This window comes from Klebsiella variicola, assembly GCF_000828055.2.
Classification (GTDB): domain Bacteria; phylum Pseudomonadota; class Gammaproteobacteria; order Enterobacterales; family Enterobacteriaceae; genus Klebsiella; species Klebsiella variicola.
The window spans coordinates 4,511,066-4,528,242 of sequence record NZ_CP010523.2 but is presented as its reverse complement, the minus strand read 5'-3'; the positions used below and the strand labels follow the sequence as shown (position 1 = coordinate 4,528,242).

19 protein-coding genes are annotated in these 17,177 nt (G+C 63.3%); 1 reads left to right on the top strand and 18 read right to left on the bottom strand.

What is annotated here, in order from left to right:
- Window positions 1-28 precede the first annotated feature (28 nt).
- The 4 genes from gluQRS to thpR all read right to left on the bottom strand — a co-directional run bounded on the left by gluQRS (window position 29) and on the right by thpR (window position 2,840).
- A complete protein-coding gene (gene gluQRS, locus SP68_RS21240; protein ID WP_008807390.1) occupies window positions 29-910 on the bottom strand; it encodes a tRNA glutamyl-Q(34) synthetase GluQRS in 882 nt (293 codons plus the stop codon).
- 59 nt (window positions 911-969) lie between these two features.
- A complete protein-coding gene (dksA, locus tag SP68_RS21235; RefSeq protein ID WP_007749299.1) occupies window positions 970-1,425 on the bottom strand; it encodes an RNA polymerase-binding protein DksA in 456 nt (151 codons plus the stop codon).
- Window positions 1,426-1,587: 162 nt separating this feature from the next.
- Entirely contained in the window at window positions 1,588-2,304 is a 717-nt protein-coding gene (gene sfsA, locus SP68_RS21230) for a DNA/RNA nuclease SfsA (RefSeq protein ID WP_022066362.1), read from the bottom strand.
- A complete protein-coding gene (gene thpR / locus SP68_RS21225) occupies window positions 2,304-2,840 on the bottom strand; it encodes an RNA 2',3'-cyclic phosphodiesterase (protein WP_008807387.1) in 537 nt (178 codons plus the stop codon). Before thpR ends, sfsA begins: the two co-directional genes overlap by 1 nt.
- Before the next feature lie 72 nt (window positions 2,841-2,912).
- On the opposite strand from thpR, the gene hrpB reads away from it, so the two are divergent.
- The gene (hrpB, locus tag SP68_RS21220) at window positions 2,913-5,342 is read left to right on the top strand and encodes an ATP-dependent helicase HrpB (RefSeq protein WP_040972970.1); all 2,430 of its coding nucleotides are present in this window, start codon (window positions 2,913-2,915) and stop codon (window positions 5,340-5,342) included.
- A 46-nt stretch (window positions 5,343-5,388) separates the two neighbouring features.
- On the opposite strand, the gene SP68_RS21215 is transcribed toward hrpB, so the two are convergent.
- From SP68_RS21215 to SP68_RS28600, 14 genes are read right to left on the bottom strand one after another with little or no spacing between them, the layout of a single operon-like run.
- Complete coding sequence (locus tag SP68_RS21215) at window positions 5,389-6,189, bottom strand: prepilin peptidase (protein ID WP_008807384.1); 801 nt, start codon at window positions 6,187-6,189, stop codon at window positions 5,389-5,391.
- The gene (locus tag SP68_RS21210; RefSeq protein ID WP_040972972.1) at window positions 6,186-6,932 is read right to left on the bottom strand and encodes a type II secretion system protein N; all 747 of its coding nucleotides are present in this window, start codon (window positions 6,930-6,932) and stop codon (window positions 6,186-6,188) included. The genes SP68_RS21215 and SP68_RS21210 overlap by 4 nt, the downstream gene beginning before the upstream one ends.
- Window positions 6,922-7,407: a type II secretion system protein M gene (locus SP68_RS21205; protein ID WP_040972974.1), complete on the bottom strand. Its 486-nt coding sequence runs from the start codon at window positions 7,405-7,407 to the stop codon at window positions 6,922-6,924. The genes SP68_RS21210 and SP68_RS21205 overlap by 11 nt, the downstream gene beginning before the upstream one ends.
- Window positions 7,400-8,596: a type II secretion system protein GspL gene (gene gspL, locus SP68_RS21200; RefSeq protein WP_032740434.1), complete on the bottom strand. Its 1,197-nt coding sequence runs from the start codon at window positions 8,594-8,596 to the stop codon at window positions 7,400-7,402. The genes SP68_RS21205 and gspL overlap by 8 nt, the downstream gene beginning before the upstream one ends.
- Window positions 8,589-9,569 carry a type II secretion system minor pseudopilin GspK gene (gspK, locus tag SP68_RS21195; RefSeq protein ID WP_077259456.1) on the bottom strand — a complete coding sequence of 327 codons (981 nt, stop codon included), beginning with the start codon at window positions 9,567-9,569 and terminating at the stop codon, window positions 8,589-8,591. The genes gspL and gspK overlap by 8 nt, the downstream gene beginning before the upstream one ends.
- Window positions 9,566-10,162 carry a type II secretion system minor pseudopilin GspJ gene (gspJ, locus tag SP68_RS21190; protein ID WP_040972976.1) on the bottom strand — a complete coding sequence of 199 codons (597 nt, stop codon included), beginning with the start codon at window positions 10,160-10,162 and terminating at the stop codon, window positions 9,566-9,568. The genes gspK and gspJ overlap by 4 nt, the downstream gene beginning before the upstream one ends.
- The gene (gene gspI / locus SP68_RS21185; protein ID WP_004894160.1) at window positions 10,159-10,524 is read right to left on the bottom strand and encodes a type II secretion system minor pseudopilin GspI; all 366 of its coding nucleotides are present in this window, start codon (window positions 10,522-10,524) and stop codon (window positions 10,159-10,161) included. Before gspI ends, gspJ begins: the two co-directional genes overlap by 4 nt.
- Window positions 10,521-11,036 (bottom strand): type II secretion system minor pseudopilin GspH, encoded by a 516-nt coding sequence (gene gspH / locus SP68_RS21180; protein WP_008807378.1) that lies wholly within the window; start codon window positions 11,034-11,036, stop codon window positions 10,521-10,523. The genes gspI and gspH overlap by 4 nt, the downstream gene beginning before the upstream one ends.
- Complete coding sequence (gene gspG / locus SP68_RS21175; RefSeq protein WP_002889054.1) at window positions 11,036-11,458, bottom strand: type II secretion system major pseudopilin GspG; 423 nt, start codon at window positions 11,456-11,458, stop codon at window positions 11,036-11,038. The genes gspH and gspG overlap by 1 nt, the downstream gene beginning before the upstream one ends.
- A 20-nt stretch (window positions 11,459-11,478) precedes the next feature.
- Complete coding sequence (gene gspF, locus SP68_RS21170; protein ID WP_040972986.1) at window positions 11,479-12,693, bottom strand: type II secretion system inner membrane protein GspF; 1,215 nt, start codon at window positions 12,691-12,693, stop codon at window positions 11,479-11,481.
- 1 nt (window position 12,694) lies between these two features.
- Window positions 12,695-14,188 (bottom strand): type II secretion system ATPase GspE, encoded by a 1,494-nt coding sequence (gspE, locus tag SP68_RS21165; protein WP_012542822.1) that lies wholly within the window; start codon window positions 14,186-14,188, stop codon window positions 12,695-12,697.
- A complete protein-coding gene (pulD, locus tag SP68_RS21160) occupies window positions 14,185-16,158 on the bottom strand; it encodes a GspD family T2SS secretin variant PulD (protein ID WP_162493344.1) in 1,974 nt (657 codons plus the stop codon). The genes gspE and pulD overlap by 4 nt, the downstream gene beginning before the upstream one ends.
- A 9-nt stretch (window positions 16,159-16,167) precedes the next feature.
- Entirely contained in the window at window positions 16,168-17,010 is an 843-nt protein-coding gene (gspC, locus tag SP68_RS21155) for a type II secretion system protein GspC (RefSeq protein WP_040972989.1), read from the bottom strand.
- A complete protein-coding gene (locus SP68_RS28600) occupies window positions 16,995-17,132 on the bottom strand; it encodes a hypothetical protein (RefSeq protein WP_004219434.1) in 138 nt (45 codons plus the stop codon). The genes gspC and SP68_RS28600 overlap by 16 nt, the downstream gene beginning before the upstream one ends.
- Window positions 17,133-17,177: the final 45 nt, after the last annotated feature.

Sequence of the window (17,177 nt, the reverse complement as noted above, 5' to 3'; positions counted from 1 at the left end):
AACTGTACAGTATAAAAATAGCGGCTAATCATAGCTCAGCGGGAGCCATTTGAGAATGCTCGATTTTTGCGGGCTGCCAGTTGGCGACGGCCTGACTGAGTAAATCGTCCATGCTCAGGGCTTGCCAGTCCTGGGCGATGTCCTGATTAAGAAACCGGAGCGCCCGGACAATTTCGGGGCGCGGATCGCCTTCCGGCAGCGCCGGTGCGTGGTTTTGTTTAGAGAGTTTATTCCCGTCAGCATTGAGGGCCAGCGGCAGATGGAGGTAGTCCGGCGCCTGCCAGCCAAAATGCTGATACAGTGAAATCTGCCGGACCGTCGGCTCAATCAGGTCAGCGCCGCGGACGATCTCGGTGATCCCCTGAAAGTGGTCATCAACCACCACCGCCAGATTGTAGGCAAACAGGCCGTCGCGACGGTGGATAATAAAATCCTCGCGCGCCAGCGGCTCGTTGGCGACCAGCGTGCCGCGCAGGCGATCGGTGAACTGCAGCACCGGACGGGTCTGGCGCAGGCGCAGCGCGGCGTTTTCCGCCCCCAGCCCGAGGTCGCGGCAGTGACCATCGTAGATCCCGCCTACGGCATGGATCCGCGCGCGGGTGCAGGTGCAGTAATAGCTCAGCCCTTGTTCACCCAGCCAGGCCAGCGCCTCGCGGTAAGCTTCATGTCGTTGCGACTGCCAGAGCACGTCGCCGTCCCAGTGCAGACCGTAGTGGTCAAGCTGGCGCAGAATGGTGTCGGCGGCCCCGGGGACTTCGCGCGGCGGGTCGATATCTTCAATACGAACGCGCCAGATACCCTGGTTCGCGCGGGCTTGCAGGTAGCTGCCGAGCGCGGCAATCAAAGAGCCGAAGTGGAGTTCACCGGAGGGGGAGGGAGCAAAGCGCCCAATATAGCGTGAGTCAGTCATGTTACGGACAACAGAACCAGGCGGGAGAGACTCCCGCCAGAGAGTGAGGCAGCAGGGGATTAGCCCGCCATCTGTTTTTCGCGAATTTCCGCCAGGGTTTTGCAGTCAATGCACAGATCCGCAGTCGGACGCGCTTCCAGACGGCGAATGCCGATCTCCACGCCGCAGGATTCGCAGTAGCCGAAGTCTTCATCTTCAACTTTTTTCAGCGTTTTCTCGATCTTTTTGATCAGTTTACGTTCGCGGTCGCGGTTACGCAGTTCCAGGCTGAACTCTTCCTCCTGGGCGGCACGGTCTACCGGATCCGGGAAGTTAGCAGCTTCATCCTGCATGTGCGTTACGGTGCGATCCACTTCATCCCTGAGTTGATTACGCCATGCTTCAAGAATACGCTTGAAGTGCGCCAGCTGGGCTTCGTTCATATACTCTTCGCCCGGCTTCTCTTGGTACGGCTCCACCCCAGCGATGGCGAGAATACTCAGGGACGATGTTTTACGGTTTTGCCCTTCTTGCATGTTGCTTCTCCTTAACACGCACTATCGATCCCCATGTGGGGGAAAATCAGGCCGCTATAAATAGCAGATGCTTTTCCGGATAGCAATTATCTAAACGTTACACTTGACAACCCTGTGAAGAAAAGCGTATTCGCGCTTGCGACCCGAACACTATTTAGCCACTTATTTCCCGGGGTTTAACACCACGGCAATCGGCTTATTCAGAGTCATCTTCGTCGTAGAAAGTTCCGCCTTCCAGGCGAGAATTTCCACCCCCTTGTCGCGGGCTTCTGTTAACAGCTGTGCGTATCTGGCATCAATATGATGCGCGGGAGAGAAACGGTCAATTGCCGAATGCAAAACGGCAAATAAAATCACCGCACGGTCGCCATTTGCCGCGACGGCCATCAGCTCCCGCAGGTGCTTCTGACCGCGCGTGGTCACCGCATCGGGAAAATAACCGTATTCTTTCTCCGCCAACGTAACCGATTTCACTTCAATATAGCAGTTTTGTCGGTCATCTGCCTGTAACATAATATCGATACGGCTATTCTCTTCGCCATATTTCACTTCGCTTTTCAGCTGGTTATAGCCGGAAAGCTCAGGGATTATTCCGGCGGAAATCGCCTCTTTTGCCAGCGAATTCGCGCGCAGCGTATTGACGCAAATAACCGCGCCCTGCTGCGTTTCAGTTAATTCCCAGGTGTGGGCATATTTGCGCTTCGCATTGTCAGAAGTGGAATACCAGACGGTGTCGCCCGGGGCGGCGCAACCGGTCATTGCGCCGGTATTGGGGCAGTGAAGCGTCAGCTCACGGCCATCGGGGGTAATCACGTCAGCAAGAAATCGTTTGTAACGTTTAAGCAAAATAGCGGGCTGTAACGGCGGATCAAACTGCATCAACTTTCCTTATGAAACGGATAACGTTCCAGCGCCGTGTAGCGCGTGCGCCCCCGGCCGAAGCTGGACTCATAAAGCACGAACTCGTTCACCGGAAACGACCAGTGAAAGCCGGGAGCCGGGATCGGCACCGCCTGGCGGGCATCGCGCCACAGGGTAATATGCGGATGAAACGGCTGCGGGCTCTGATAGCAGCCGCTGCGCGCCGCCTGAGCGCGCAGCATACTGGCGAGCTGCAGCAGGCCGCGCGGCGGCTGACGGGTCCCGAGCCAGACCACCCGCGAGCGCAGCCACTGTCCGGCATCGTCCAGTGTCAGGGTAAAGCCCGGCTGGCGCAGCCGGCCAGCGAGGGCGGCCAGCGCCCGCTGTTTTTCCGCGCTCACCTCGCCGAGAAACGCCAGCGTCAGATGGAGGTTATCCGCCGCGACGGGCCTGCCGGCATCCTCGGGGAAGTGGCTTGCCCGCCACTGGACGATCTGTTTCTGGACGGCAGACGGCAGTTCAAGCGCAAAAAACAGCCTTTTCGGCTCAGACATGATAGAGACTCGGTAATGAATTAGGGGGATGCTACAATGCGAGCCCCTGAATGTTAACCCCCGGAGCCTTTTGTGTCCTCATTGCCGGTTGCCGCCGTCCTCCCAGAACTGTTATCCGCCCTGCAGCACGCGCCGCAGGTTTTGCTCAACGCGCCTACCGGCGCCGGGAAATCGACCTGGCTGCCGCTGCAGATCCTCGCCGAGGGCAACATCGCGGGACGCATTATCCTGCTGGAGCCGAGGCGCCTGGCGGCGCGTAATGTCGCGCAGCGGCTGGCTGAACTGCTTGGCGAAAAGCCGGGGGAGACCGTGGGTTACCGCATGCGCGCCGAAACCTGCGTCGGGCCGCAGACCCGCCTGGAGGTGGTCACGGAGGGGATCCTGACGCGCATGATCCAGCGCGATCCGGAGCTGGCGGGCGTGGGGCTGGTGATCCTCGATGAGTTTCACGAGCGTAGCCTGCAGGCGGATCTGGCGCTGGCCTTGCTGCTCGACGTCCAGCAGGGATTGCGTGACGATCTCAAGCTGCTGATCATGTCGGCGACCCTCGATAACGATCGCCTGCAGCGTCTGCTGCCTGAGGCGCCAGTGGTGGTCTCGGAGGGGCGCGCTTATCCGGTGGAGCGCCGTTTCAACCCGCTTCCCACGCACCAGCGCTTTGATGAGGCGGTGGCGGTGGCGGCAGCGGAGCTGTTGCGACATGAGCAGGGATCGATGCTGCTGTTTCTGCCCGGCGTCGGTGAGATCCAGCGCGTTCAGGAACAACTGACGGAGCGCGTGGCGGAGGATGTCATCCTCTGCCCGCTGTACGGCGCGCTGCCCTTAAGCGAGCAGCGCAAAGCGATCCTCCCGGCGCCGGCCGGGAAGCGCAAAGTGGTGCTGGCCACCAATATCGCCGAGACCAGTCTGACCATCGAGGGGATCCGCCTGGTGGTCGACAGTGCCCAGGAGCGGGTCGCCCGCTTTGACCCGCGCACCGGCCTGACCCGGCTGGTGACGCAGCGCATCAGCCAGGCATCGATGACGCAGCGTGCCGGACGCGCCGGCCGTCTCTCTCCGGGGATCTGCCTGCATTTGCTCGGCAAAGAACAGGCGGAACGGGCGGCGGCGCAGAGCGAACCGGAGATCCTGCACAGCGATCTGTCGGCGCTACTGCTGGAGCTGCTGCAGTGGGGCTGCCACGATCCGGCCGCGCTGGCCTGGCTGGATCAGCCGCCCGCGGTGAACCTGGCCGCCGCGCGCCGCCTGCTGGAGGCGCTCTCGGCGCTGGACGGCGAGCGGCTGTCGGCGTTTGGCCGCAAAATGGCGACCCTCGGCAACGAGCCCCGGCTGGCGGCGATGCTGGCCGCCGCGCAGACCGATGACGAGGCGGCGACGGCGGCCAGGCTGGCGGCGATCCTTGAGGAGCCTCCGCGCGGCGGGCTGGTGGATTTGGGCGCCGTCTTTTCCCGTCAGCAGACCAACTGGCAGCAGCGGGCGCAGCAGCTGATGAAGCGTCTGGCCCGCCGCGGCGGCCAGCCCGATGCCGGAGGAATGGCGGGGTTGCTGGCGTCGGCCTTCGCCGATCGCATCGCCCGACGCCGCGGTCAGGAGGGGCGCTACCAGCTGGCGAACGGCATGGGCGCGATGCTGGACGCCGACGACGCGCTGGGCCGCCATGAGTGGCTGATCGCTCCGCTGCTGCTGCAGGGCAGCGCCTCGCCGGATGCCCGCATGCTGTTGGCTCTGCCAGTGGATATCGGCGAGCTGATCGCCGCCCGTCCCGAGCTGGCGCAGCGTTCCGACACGGTGGAGTGGGATGAAGCGCAGGGGACGCTGAAAGCCTGGCGGCGGACGGTGATAGGCCAGCTGGTGATCAAGACCCAGCCGCTGGCGAAGCCCTCTGAGGCGGAGCTGCATCAGGCGATGCTCAACGGTATTCGTGAGAAAGGCCTCGGTGTGCTCAACTGGACGCCAGAGGCTGAGCAGCTGCGACTGCGGCTGCAGTGTGCGGCGCAGTGGTTGCCGGAAGAGGCGTGGCCCGCGGTGGATGACGCTTCGCTATTGGCCTCGCTGGAGGCATGGCTGCTGCCGCAGATGAACGGCGTTCACTCGCTGCGGGCGCTGAAGGCACTGGATCTGCGTCAGGCGCTACAGGACTGGCTGCCGTGGCCGCTGCGCCAGAAGCTGGATCGCGAGCTGCCGACGCACTATACCGTGCCGACCGGCAGCCGTCTGGCGATCCGTTACCATGCGGAGAACCCGCCAGCGCTGGCGGTACGTATGCAGGAGATGTTCGGCGAGGCGACGACGCCGGTTATCGCCGAGGGGCGGGTGCCGCTGGTGCTGGAGCTGCTGTCGCCCGCCCAGCGTCCGCTGCAGATCACCCGCGATCTGAGCGCCTTCTGGCAGGGAAGCTACCGCGAGGTGCAAAAAGAGATGAAGGGACGCTACCCGAAACACGTCTGGCCGGACGATCCGGCCAACACCGCCCCGACCCGGCGCAGCAAAAAATATTCGTAGCCGTCTGGCCGGGCGGTATCCTGCCCGGCCAGGCGGGCAGTAACCGCTAGACCATCTGCTGCCAGAGAAAAATGCCCCCTCCGGCCAGCGCCAGCCAGGGGCCGAAGGCCAGCGGCTGCTGCAGCGACTGCCGGGTCCACAGGCGCTGCAGCAGGGTCCACACCAGCCCGCAGGCCGAGGCGAGCAACAGCACCTGCGGCAGAACCTGCCAGCCGCACCAGGCGCCCAGCGCCGCCAGCAGCTTAAAATCGCCATAGCCCAGCGCCTCTTTCCCGGTCAGCAGGCGGAACAGCCAGTAGACCGACCACAGCGCCAGATAACCGGCCATCGCCCCGGCGACCGCGTCCGGCAGGGCAATGTACACCTCGTTAAGATTGAACAGCAGCCCGGCCCACAGCAGGGGCAGCGTCAGACGGTCGGGCAACAGCTGGGTCCGGGCGTCAATCCGCGCCAGCATCAGCAGGAACGAGAGCAGCAGCAGGCCGCCCGCCAGCGGCAGGCCCGGCGCGAGCAGCGCCCCGGCGAGGATAAACAGCAGGCCGGTGGCCAGCTCGGTCAGCGGATAGCTCCACGCGATGGGCGCCTGACAGCAGCGGGCGCGACGGCCCAGCCAGAGGAAACTGAGCAGCGGGATATTGTCCCGCCAGGCGATCGGCTGGCGGCACTGCGGGCAGGAGGAGCCCGGGGTGCTGAGGGTTATCCGCTCGTCGTCCGCGGTCTGGGTCAACATGCGCGGCAGACGATAGATCACCACGTTGTAAAAGCTGCCCAGCGCCAGGCCGAACAGCAGCAGGAAGCCATACCAGACAAGGGGAAAGTGCAGCGATAATGCCGTTAATGTCGTCATTTTTGCTCCTGGGGTAACCATTTTCCCTGAATCTGCCACGGTGTGCGACCCGGCTCGTTTTTAGAGGCGGGGCGCGTCACCAGCAGCGCCAACAGCGGCGGCATTCCCTGCCGGGGCTGTAGCGTACCGCGAAACAGATAGCGGCCATCGGGCGACAGGGTCCCCTGGCCGCTGAGGCTCAGCTGATGAGAATCCTGGCGGAGGGTCAGCGCCACGGCGCCGTCCGCCGTACAGCGGAAGGTGCCATTAACCTGGGTCAGCTCCAGGCTGCCGACCGGGGAGTGCAGTCGGGCCTGACGCCACTGCGCGCCTCCGGCGGTGATTTGTCGGCAGCGCCCCTCGCTGAAGTGCGCTTCGGCCAGGCTGAAAGTGACCTCTCCCTCGGCGCTGACGGGCATGGTCGACATCAGCCAGCGGCTGAGCAGGCTGGCGGGGGCGGTGAGCCGCCCCTCATGCAGGCGCAGATCGCGCAGGCCCCACAGCCGGGCCTGACCCTCCACACCGCGGGGATCGCTGAGAGAGACCTGCCAGCCAGCCAGGGTCAGCGACCACGCCAGTCGTTCAAGCCGTTCGCCATGCCAGTAGACCGGTTGCGCCGCGCCGCGCCAGACGCTGCCGCTGAGGCTGCCCACCTGTACGCCGGGCGGCAGCATCGGGACCAGCAGGCGCGCCGGGGCGGTAGCAGCCAGCCACAGCAGATAGAGCGCCAGCAGCAGCGCCACCGCGATCCCTTTAGCTTTCATCGTCGCGCTCCAGCAGCAGATGGTTGACCATAACCCAGCCGGGCCGCGACGGCTGCCCGGTCACGGACAGGGAGACCGCGTTGACGCCACGCATCGCCGGGGCGTCGAGCCACGCCATCAGTGCCTGGAAGGTGCAGGGCTGGAGGGTGACCTGCAGACGTTTTCCCTGCGGCTGCAGGCGGGCGACGACCAGCCCGTGGCTCGCCGCCTCGCGCATCACCAGGGCGGTGAGCGCCTCTTTTGCCGTCGGCGTGGGCTGCTGGCTGAGCTGCTGCAGGCGTGGGCTCTGCTGCGTCATCCAGCGCAGGCTGGCCTGCTCTTTCATCAGGGTTTGTCGCCACTGCGCCTCACGGGCTCGCCAGGGCTGCCACAATCCGTACCAGAGGGCGCATACCACCAGCAGCCCCGCGAGTCCGAGCAGCAGGCGTTGCTCGGACGGCGTGCGCTGCCGCCACCAGATAAGCAGATTAGCCATTGTTTTCCTCCAGCGTCAGTTGTCCCTCAATGCCATCCGGTTTCGTGGTCATGTCGCCTGGCCGGACGCGAAACCGCGGCTGCGCCCGCTGGGTGAACTGCTCCAGCGCCCGGGAAGAGACCGCGGCGATATCCAGCTGCAGACGGTTGCCCGCGGCATCCCAGCTCAGCGTCCGCAGGCGGATCCCCGGCGTGTCGCTGAGGATGTTTTGCAGCGCGCTGAGGCGATCGACGAGGGGGGCATGCTGCGCCTGACGGGCGAGGGTTTGCAGGTGTTGCTGCATCTGCAGTCGCGGATTAATCACCTTTTTCTCCGTCGGAAACCAGCGGTGATAGAAAGCCCGGCTGGCCTGCTGCGCCGCCTCGGCCTGACGCGCCAGATCGAGATGGTCCAGCACGCTGTTTGTCCCCACCAGTAACGCCAGAGCCAGTGCGGCATATTGCGCCGAACGCCAGGTCGCCTGTGCAGGCCGCCGCCGACGGACGGCAAACTCCCCCTGCAGCAGACTGAGCTGCTGCGTTGCCGGATAGCGTGCGGCAAGGGTCAGCAATGTCTGCGCAGGTTGCGCCCGCCAGACGCCCGGCGCCGCGGGCGGCGGTGAATAGCTGTCGATGACTGGTTCTTCCGCCTCGCTCTGCAGCAGCTCCGTCAGCCAGACGTTTTCCGCCGCCATGCCGCCCCACGGCTGGTGGCGGATCAGCCACTGCTCGTCCACCTGCACCGCGCTCCACGCTGGCGGATGCCAGGGCAGGGCCAGCACGTCGGGCGTCAACGCCAGGGGCCGAAGGGAGAGCGACTCGCAGCGGGCCAGCCAGTCGCGCATTTTTTGCCGCTGTACGGCGACGATCTCGCACTGCGCCTGCTGGCGGTGGAGCAAGGCAAAATGGGTGGCTTCGACATCGTCGGCCAGCTGCTCTTCCAGCAGGAATGGGGCGACCTGCAGCGGCGGTTTACGCAAGCCCGCCGGCAGGGTGAGCGAGTGAAACGCGCAGTCGCTGGCCGGGATCAGCACCCAGGCGGGGTAGTGCGCCGCCAGCGCCGGGAAAGGGCTGGCGTCCTCAGCCGGCCACCGGCCGCTGGCCTCGTGGTGTGGCTCGCCGGGGGCGAAGAGTTGCCAGTGCAGCGGCGCCAGCCCGGGGGCGAAGCGCACGATCAGCATGGCCTGGGGAGAAGCGTTAAACTTATTCATCGACCACCATAGAAAGTCCATATCGCCGCTGGACGACGGTAAACGTGCGCCCCTCCTGTTGCAGGACGCTGTGCAGCTGAAAGCGAAGATTGCCGGTCACCACGCTAAAGGCGGCGATAAAGCGCGTGCTGTGCACCGTCAGCCAGGGGCGGGCAAGCGTGGTATCGGTTTTCTGCAGCGTCGGCTGCGCGAGAAACGCAGCGACGCTGCTCCATCCGGTTCGCGGGCGGTTGTGCAGCAGTTGTTGCGCCTCCTGCAGCGTCAGCTCGCCGGGAAAGAGGGCCACCAGCAGAGCGGCCTGGGAGGGCCGCAGGGTGTTGACATTGACCTGCAGCGCGTCATCCGGCTGGACGCAGACGAAGGGGAGCAAGCGCTGATAGAGGGCGGCGTCCATACCCGCCAGCAGGCGCAGCTCGCTGACATCCTGCATCGGCTGGTTGGCGGCGAGATAGCCCGGAGTTTGCGCCATGTAGACCTCATCCTCTGCTCCGTTCAGCCGCGGCTGGCCGTCGCTGTCCGTCCAGTCGCCAAGGGCGGCGGCGATCTGGCTGGCGCGCAGCGGCGATTCGCCGAGCAGCGCCAACAGCCGGACGAAGACGTCGGTCGGGTAGGGCGTTTCGCCGCTGGTCTCATCCGCGCGATGGTTGATGGCATTGAGGTTAAAGCAGGCGCGCCCGTCGCGGATCGTGGCGCGGATTTCGCCATCGTCGAGGGTAAAGCGGCGCCCCTCCTGCGCCCAGCTTTGCGCCAGGTTCGTTTGACTGGGTGAGTCCAGCGCGTCGCGTTGCAGCAGCGCGGCGGCCATGTTTTCCGCCGCCAGGGCGTACCATCTGGCCTGCAGATTATCGAGGGTCACGGCGGTATGCTGATACATGACCGCGGTGCGTTCGGTCATGGCGCTGGCGAGGATCATCATCAGGGCGAGGATGAACAGCACCATCAGGAGCGCGACGCCGCGTTGCCGATTTTTCACTGGCTGCCTCCCGGGGTGAGTAAAAACAGGCGGGTGATCCCCCCGCTTTTCGCCAGCGTCAGGGTGATCTCCAGCCCCTGCGGCAGCGTCTGCGAGCGATCCCAGGTCTCCTGCCAGCGTCCGTCGGCGTAGAACCGCAGGCGAAACGCCGTCACCTCGCGCAATACCACCCGAACCGTCGGCTGGCTGCCGGTCAGCGGATCCTGCTGATCGAAGCTCAGTCGCTCAAGCTGTTGCTGGCGCAGACGGTAGCTGACGTTCTGGATCTCCGAACGCGGGAGGATCCCCAGCGGGTTCGGCCAGCCGCTGCGGCTGAAGGCCAGCCCCCAGTCGTCGCTCTGCAACTGGAAACGTCCGGCGAAGAAAAGCGTGTCGCTGTTTCTGGCGCGACGGGGAATGATGTGGGTGACATCGTCGGCGATCTGGCGAAAGGCGCGCTGGAGGGCAGCGATCTGCTGGCTCTTCTCGCGGGTCAGGCCATCGGCGCGGATGACGTTCTGCAGCACCATCACGGCGGCGGCGCTGAGGACGGCGAGGATAGCCAGCGCCAGCAGCGTTTCAATCAGGGTGAAACCGCGCATCCTGGTTATCATGGCGGCGTCACCCAGGTGCGCAGGGTCGCCAGCGGCGCGGGATCGCTTTTTTGCCGCCGGACCTCCACGTCCAGCGCCCGCAGCTGCGGAAGCGCGGTTTCCACCCCTTGCCAGCGGACAAACCAGCGCGTTCCGGCGGCTTCCACGGTGGTTTCGGACCAGCTGAGGGCGGGCCAGCGTTTCTCCAGCCGCAGCTGCACCAGCTGATTATCCGCCAGCCAGCTGGCGAGGATTTTCTCTTCCATACGTCCAAGCTGGCGCGTCTGCTGCAGGGTGGACTGCATCACCGCCAGACCGGCGAGGGCGAAAATCACCAGCGCGACCATCACTTCGATAAGCGTCATCCCGGCCTGGCGTTTCATGGCTGCTCCCGCGCCGCCAGCGGCTGGCTGTCACCCTGGGCGTCGATGGTGATGCCCGTCGCGGCGTCAATCCGCAGCTGAAACGGTGTGACTTCGCCGCCTGGGAAGATCAGCACGTCGGGCTGCTCGCCTGGCGTCCACGCCTGGCCGTCGGGAAAGCGCAGCGTCAGCCTGGTCCGGGGGAGGGTTTCCGCCGTGGTGACGCGTCCGGCCTGCAGCGGCAGCCACTGCGCGTTGCCCCAGCGGTCGTCAGCCGCCGCCGGAGCGTCTTCGTCGGCAGGCTGCAGGCGCATAAACTGCCAGCGGTCAGGGTGGATGACGATCCCGAAGAGCTGACCGGTTTGCTGCCCGCGCTCGCGGACAAAATCCAGCTGCGCCTGAAAGCGCGCCAGGATCTGCGTAGCCTCCTGGGTGCGGGCGGAGGGAAACGCCAGCAGCACCATGCTGGCGCTGACGCCAATCAGCAGCAGGACCAGCATCATCTCAAGGAGCGTGAAACCGCGCTGAGACACTATTTCTTCCCGAGGGTCCAGTTGCCGATATCGTCATTGGTGTCGGGCATCCCGTCCGGGCCGACGCTGAAGACGTCGATGGCGCCATGCTGACCCGGGCTTAACAGTTGATACTCATTTCCCCACGGGTCCTGCGGCAGGCGGCGGATATAGCCGCCTTCCGGGTAGTTGCGGGCGTGCGGCTCGGCGGCCGGGGCGGTCACCAGCGCCTGCAGTCCCTGCTCGGTGTTGGGGTAGCGGCTGTTGTCCAGTTTATACATATCCAGCGCCCCCTCGAGCGCCACCAGATCGCTGACGACTTTCTGGCGGTCCGCTTTCTCCTTGTTGCCCATCAGGTTGGGCACCACCAGGCTGGCGAGAATGCCGAGAATGACGATCACCACCATAATTTCCAGTAACGTGAAACCGCGTTGCCGTTGCATAGTTTTCTCCATTAATACAGTTACATACTCATAAGGGTGTTCAGTTGCAGGATCGGCTGCAGGATGGCCAGCACGATAAACAGCACCATGCCGGCCATGGTGACCACCAGCAGGGGTTCAAACAGACTGAGGGCCATCTGGATCTGCGCGCTCAGCTCCCGGTCCTGGTTCTCCGCCGCGCGCTCCAGCATCGCGGTCAACTCGCCGCTCTGCTCGCCGCTGGCGATCATGTAGCGCATCATCGGCGGGAACAGGGCGGTGGATTCCAGTGCCCGATGCAGACTGACGCCTTCGCGTACCGATTCGCTGGCCGCCGCCAGCTGGCTGCTCGCCCAGGCGTTGCTGAGGACGCCGGCGCTGATACGCATCGACAGCAGCAGCGGCACCGCGCTGGCATTGAGAATGCTTAAGGTGCGGGCGTAGCGCGCACTGTTGACGCTGCGCGCCACGCGCCCGATGACCGGCAGGCGCAGCAGCATCCGGTCCCAGGCGAGCCGCCGGGCGGGCTGGCGCAGCAGATAACGCAGCGTCAACAGCGCCAGTAGCGACAGCAGCACCAGCCAGGGCCCTGCGCTGCGCACGATATCGCTCAGGCTCATCAGCAGCCGGGTGGAGAACGGCAGGGCCTGTTTCAGATGAACAAACTGCTCAACGACTTTCGGGACCACGGTGGAGAGCAGAATGGCGATCACGCTGATGGCGACCAGCGTCAGCACGATGGGATAGATCATCGCCTGCAGCAGGCGGGCGCGAAGCTGCTGGCGCTGCTCGGTATAGTCCGCCAGCCGGTTCAGCACGCCGTCGAGATGGCCGGAGGTTTCGCCGGCCGCCACCATGGCGCAGAACAGCCCGTCGAAGCAGGCGGGATAGCCGCGCATCGCCTCCGCCAGCGAGTGGCCTTCGAGTACTTTGCTGCGCACCCCGGCCATTAACGTTCTTAGCGGCGCCTTTTCGCACTGCTGGGCGACGGCATCGAGCGCCTTTTCCAGCGGGATCCCGGCGGCAACCAGGGTGGCCAGCTGGCGGGTGAGCAGGGCTAAATCACCGGCGCTGGTGCGCCGGGTGAGGGATCCGCCGCGCCACAGCCGGCGCGCCGGGTCGGCGGCGGTCACTTCCAGCGCCAGCCAGCCGTTGTCCCGCAGCAGCTGGCGGGCGTGGCGGGCGGAGTCGGCCTGCTGAACGCCGCGGCGGGTTTTGCCCTGCGGGTCCAGTGCCTGATAGCGAAACAGGGCCATCTCAGACGCTTTCCGTCGTTTGCTGTTCGGTGACCCGCATCACCTCTTCCCAGCTGGTGATCCCCGCCAGCGCTTTGTCGCGTCCGGCATGGCGCAGGGTTTGCCAGGCTGGCCCCAGCTGCTGGATCAGGGTGATCTCATTCTCGCCGCGGTGGATGGCGGCGCGGACGCGGTCGTCAACCAGCAGCAGTTCATGAATACCGGTGCGTCCGCGATAGCCGATGAAATTACACTCCGGACAGCCTTTGGGCTGCCACAGCCGCGCGCCGACCGGGACCGCCATCTGCCGGGCGGTGTCGGCATCCGCCTGCGTGGGCTGACGGCAGTGCGGGCACAGTTGGCGCACCAGCCGCTGCGACATCACCGCCAGCAGCGACGTGGAGAGTAAAAAAGGCTCCACGCCCATATCCTGCAGACGGGAAATGGCGCCCAGCGCGCTGTTGGTGTGCAGGGTCGACAGCACCAGGTGTCCGGTCAGCGAGGCCTGGACGGCGATCTGGGCGGTTTCGCCATCGCGGATTTCCCCCACCAGTACCACATCCGGATCCTGGCGCAGTATGGCGCGCAGGCCGCGGGCGAAAGTCATATCGACTTTGGCGTTGACCTGAGTCTGGCCGATGCCCTCCAGCTCATACTCCACCGGATCTTCAATGGTCATGATATTGCGTTCGTGGGCGTCGAGGCGGCTGAGGGCGGCATACAGGGTAGTGCTTTTCCCCGACCCGGTCGGCCCGGTGACCAGAATAATGCCGTGTGGCCGGGCGATCAGCGCGTCGACCCGATCGAGCAGAGCGGGGGGCATGCCCAGCGTCAGCAGATCCAGGTTGACGCTGTTTTTGTCCAGCAGGCGCAGGACGACGCGTTCGCCGTGGCTGGAGGGCAGGGTGGAGACGCGCACGTCGATTGCCCGCCCGCCGATGCGCAGCGCCATCCGCCCATCCTGAGGGATCCGTTTTTCAGCAATATCCAGGCTGGCCATCACCTTGATACGCGAAATTAACAGCGCGGCCAGCCGCCGCTGCGGGCGCAGAATTTCGCGCAGCACGCCGTCGACGCGAAAGCGGATCTGCAGATGGCGCTCATAGGTTTCGATATGAATATCCGAGGCTTTCTCTTTGATGGCCTCGGTGAGCATGGCGTTGATCAGGCGGATGATCGGCGCGTCGTCCTCGCTGTCGAGCAGATCGTCGCTGTCCGGTAGCTCTTCGGCGAGGGTATAGAGGTCGAGCTCATTGCCGATATCGGCCATCATGCGGTGCGCTTCCGCCGAGTCGCGCTGATAGCTGAGCACCAGCACTTTCTCGAACGCGTCCGGCGCCAGACGGCTGACGCTCATCGGTCCGTCCGCCAGGCGACGCGCTTCCAGCAGCGCCCGGGCGGCGGTATCGGAGCGGCACAGCGCTTCGCAGCGTTCGCCGTCGCTGAGCAGCACAAGATGATGTGCGCGGGCCCAGGCAAAGGGCAGCAGCGGACGGCGTTCGGCGGCTGGCGTCATGGGCGGCCTCCGAGGTTAAAGGCGTCAATGGCGGCGCTGACCTGGCGGAAGGCCTGGGTCTCCTGCTTTGGATAGATGTGCAGCAGGTCATTACTGAGTGTCGCTTCGCTGCTGTCTTTGCCCCGCTGTTTGGTTTGCGCATTGTCGAATGCGGTGTACTGGCCGGAAGAGGCCTGACGGTACTCATCACGATCGCGAATGATGGTCGGACGGATAAACAGCATCAGGTTGCGTTTCGACACTTTCTTGCTCTCGGAGCGGAACAGGGCGCCGATCACCGGGATGTCGCCGAGCAGCGGCACTTTGTCGGCGGTATCGGTGACGCTTTTATCCAGCAGCCCGCCAACCACCACCGTTTCACCGCTGCCGACCAGCACGGCGTTATTCACCGTCCGGGTATTGAAGGTCGCGCCGAGATCGCTACTGGTGCTGGAGGCCGAGTCGGCGACGCTCGATACCTCCTGCTCAATCTCCAGCAGCACGGCATCGCCTTCGTTAATCTGCGGTTTCACCTTCAGCTTAATGCCGACGGTTTTGCGCTCGACGGTATTAAAGATGTTGTCGCCGGAGGTGGTTTGCGAGCCGGTTAACACCGGAACTTCCTGGCCGACGTTAAAGGTGGCTTGCATGTTGTCGAGGGTCACGATGCTGGGGGTGGCCAGAATATCGTTCTTGGTACTGCTGGAGAGGGCGGTGAGCAGCATCGCCCAGTTCCCCTGATAGAAGCCGGCGGCGATACCGTTAAACGAGCCCAGAGCGCTGGCCAGCGAGCTGCTGACGGTACCGTCTTTGTTGTATTGGTTGGCGCCGGCGATAACCGTGGAGATCGGCAGCCCGCTGTTGGTGAACTGGGTCATGCCGGCATTTTTATTGGCCCACTGGATACCGAGGTTGAGGCCGTCGGCATCCTGCACTTCGGCGATAATCGCCTCCACCAGCACCTGCGGGCGGCGGATATCGAGCTGGGCGATCACTCGCTCAAGATCGTTCATCACGTCCGGCGCCGCGGTGACGATCAGGGCGTTGGTCTGGCCGTGGGCTTTGATAATGATATTTTTGTCGATCGCGGCCACCGGTTTGGCGCTTTGCTTATCGTTCTGTAGTGAGCTGCTGATCCCGGTGAGGACCTCCACCAGATCGGCGGCTTTGGCGTACTTCAGGTAGATCACTTTGGTGTTGCCCTGCACCGCCTGCTGGCGGTCGAGCTGTTTGATCATGGCGATAATGCGCTGGCGCGAGTTCGGCTCGCCGCTGACCAGTACCGCGTTGGTGCGCTCATCGGCCACCACGTTCGCCACCATCGAGCCCGGCAGCGCCGACTTGCTGCTGTCTTTATTGAGCTCGGTAACCAGTTTGACCACCTCCGCGGCGGAGGCCCAGGAGAGGGGAACTGTCACCACGCTGCGATCCCCGGCGTTGTCGACGCGCTCGACAATGGTCAGCAGGCGTTTGATGACCGCTGCGCGGCCGGTCATCAGCAATACGTTGGAGGGCTCATAATGGACCACGCTGCCGGCGCCGGCGTTATCGTTCAGCTGGCGAAGCAGCGGGGCGAGATCGCGGGCGGCGACGTTGGTCAGGGGCACCACCCGGGTGACCACTTCATCGCCTTCGCCCGGTGCAGCCTCGCTGGCGACCGGGACGGCCGAGGTTTTTGCATCTTTAGCCCGCACTACCTTCAGTACGCCGTTATTCATATTGATCACGGCGAAGCCATACACATCCAGCACGCTAAGGAAGAATTGATAATATTGCTCTTCATTGAGCATATCGTAACTGCGTACGGTAATGGTGCCGCGCACGCTGGGATCGATAATCACCGTTTTATTCAGGTTTTTGCTGACGGTATTGATAAATTCCTGGATATCGGTGCCTTTAAAGCTGGCGGAAAATTCTTCTGCGATGGCCGGACGAAATAGCAGCGGCGTTAATATCAGCAGCACAGTCAGCATTTTCCGCAGTCGTTTTATGGTTGGCAATTATTCATCCCCCAGCGCGAAAGCGATATCGTGTCGTTGACCTTCTCGCTCAACGGTCAGCGTTATTTCGGTCTGTTCATTCAGGTGTTGCAGCGCCTGCTGTGCTTGCGCCTGATCGCGTAAATCAATGCCATTTAGGGCAATGGCTAAATCATTTTCCTGCAGGCCGGACTGACGAAATAGCGAGGCGTCTTTGCCTGGATTAAGGCGATAGCCCTGCAGTTTGTCGCCACTGAGCACCGGCGAAATAGATAAATAAGTGAGGATATTTTGCGGCTGTTCGCGGAGTTGCTTCACAAGAGGCGGAGTGGCCGCTGTAGCGGGCGATGACGACGGCGCGCGGGTATCGTTAAATAACAAAATGGCCTCTTTGCGTCCCTGATAGTTAACGATGATCCGGTCGGGAAGAATGGCGACGATCCGCGCATCGTACCCCGGGATAGTATCGCCGGAACTAAGGCTAACCTGCTGATTTCCTTTTTCTATAATGGCGATGGATCGTGCCGGGTTACTGCTGGCGAGCAGACCTGTAAGGCGTAGTTTCAGGCTGGAAACCGGCACCTGATTGAGGTGGGTTGCATCCGTTGGCGCGGGGTTGTTTTTTGCCGCCAGACCAAACAGGGTAAATACAGGCCGTTCGGTTTTTAATTCCGACTCCGCCATTGGAGAAGCGGTTAATGGCAGGGCGGAAATATCCTCATGACTCACAGGGAATACCAGGCGCCAGGTTAATTTCGCCAGCTGGGGGATAGCGGTTATTAATATGATGAGCGTCACAATTTGTGGTAATAATTTAATTATCCCTTTATTTATATTTGTTAACCCCATCACAGAAACTGGCATTTTAATTCCTTTGCTAATTTATTTTTCTGCACGTTGGCGTAATACCCTACCGAAACAGGTAGGTGATTATTGGCTTTTGAATTATTTATTGCCGGAGAGTGGCGATAAGCGTGGCGAATCATAATCAGTTTGCGGTTTCGGGTCGTCATTCCCTTTATTGATTTACT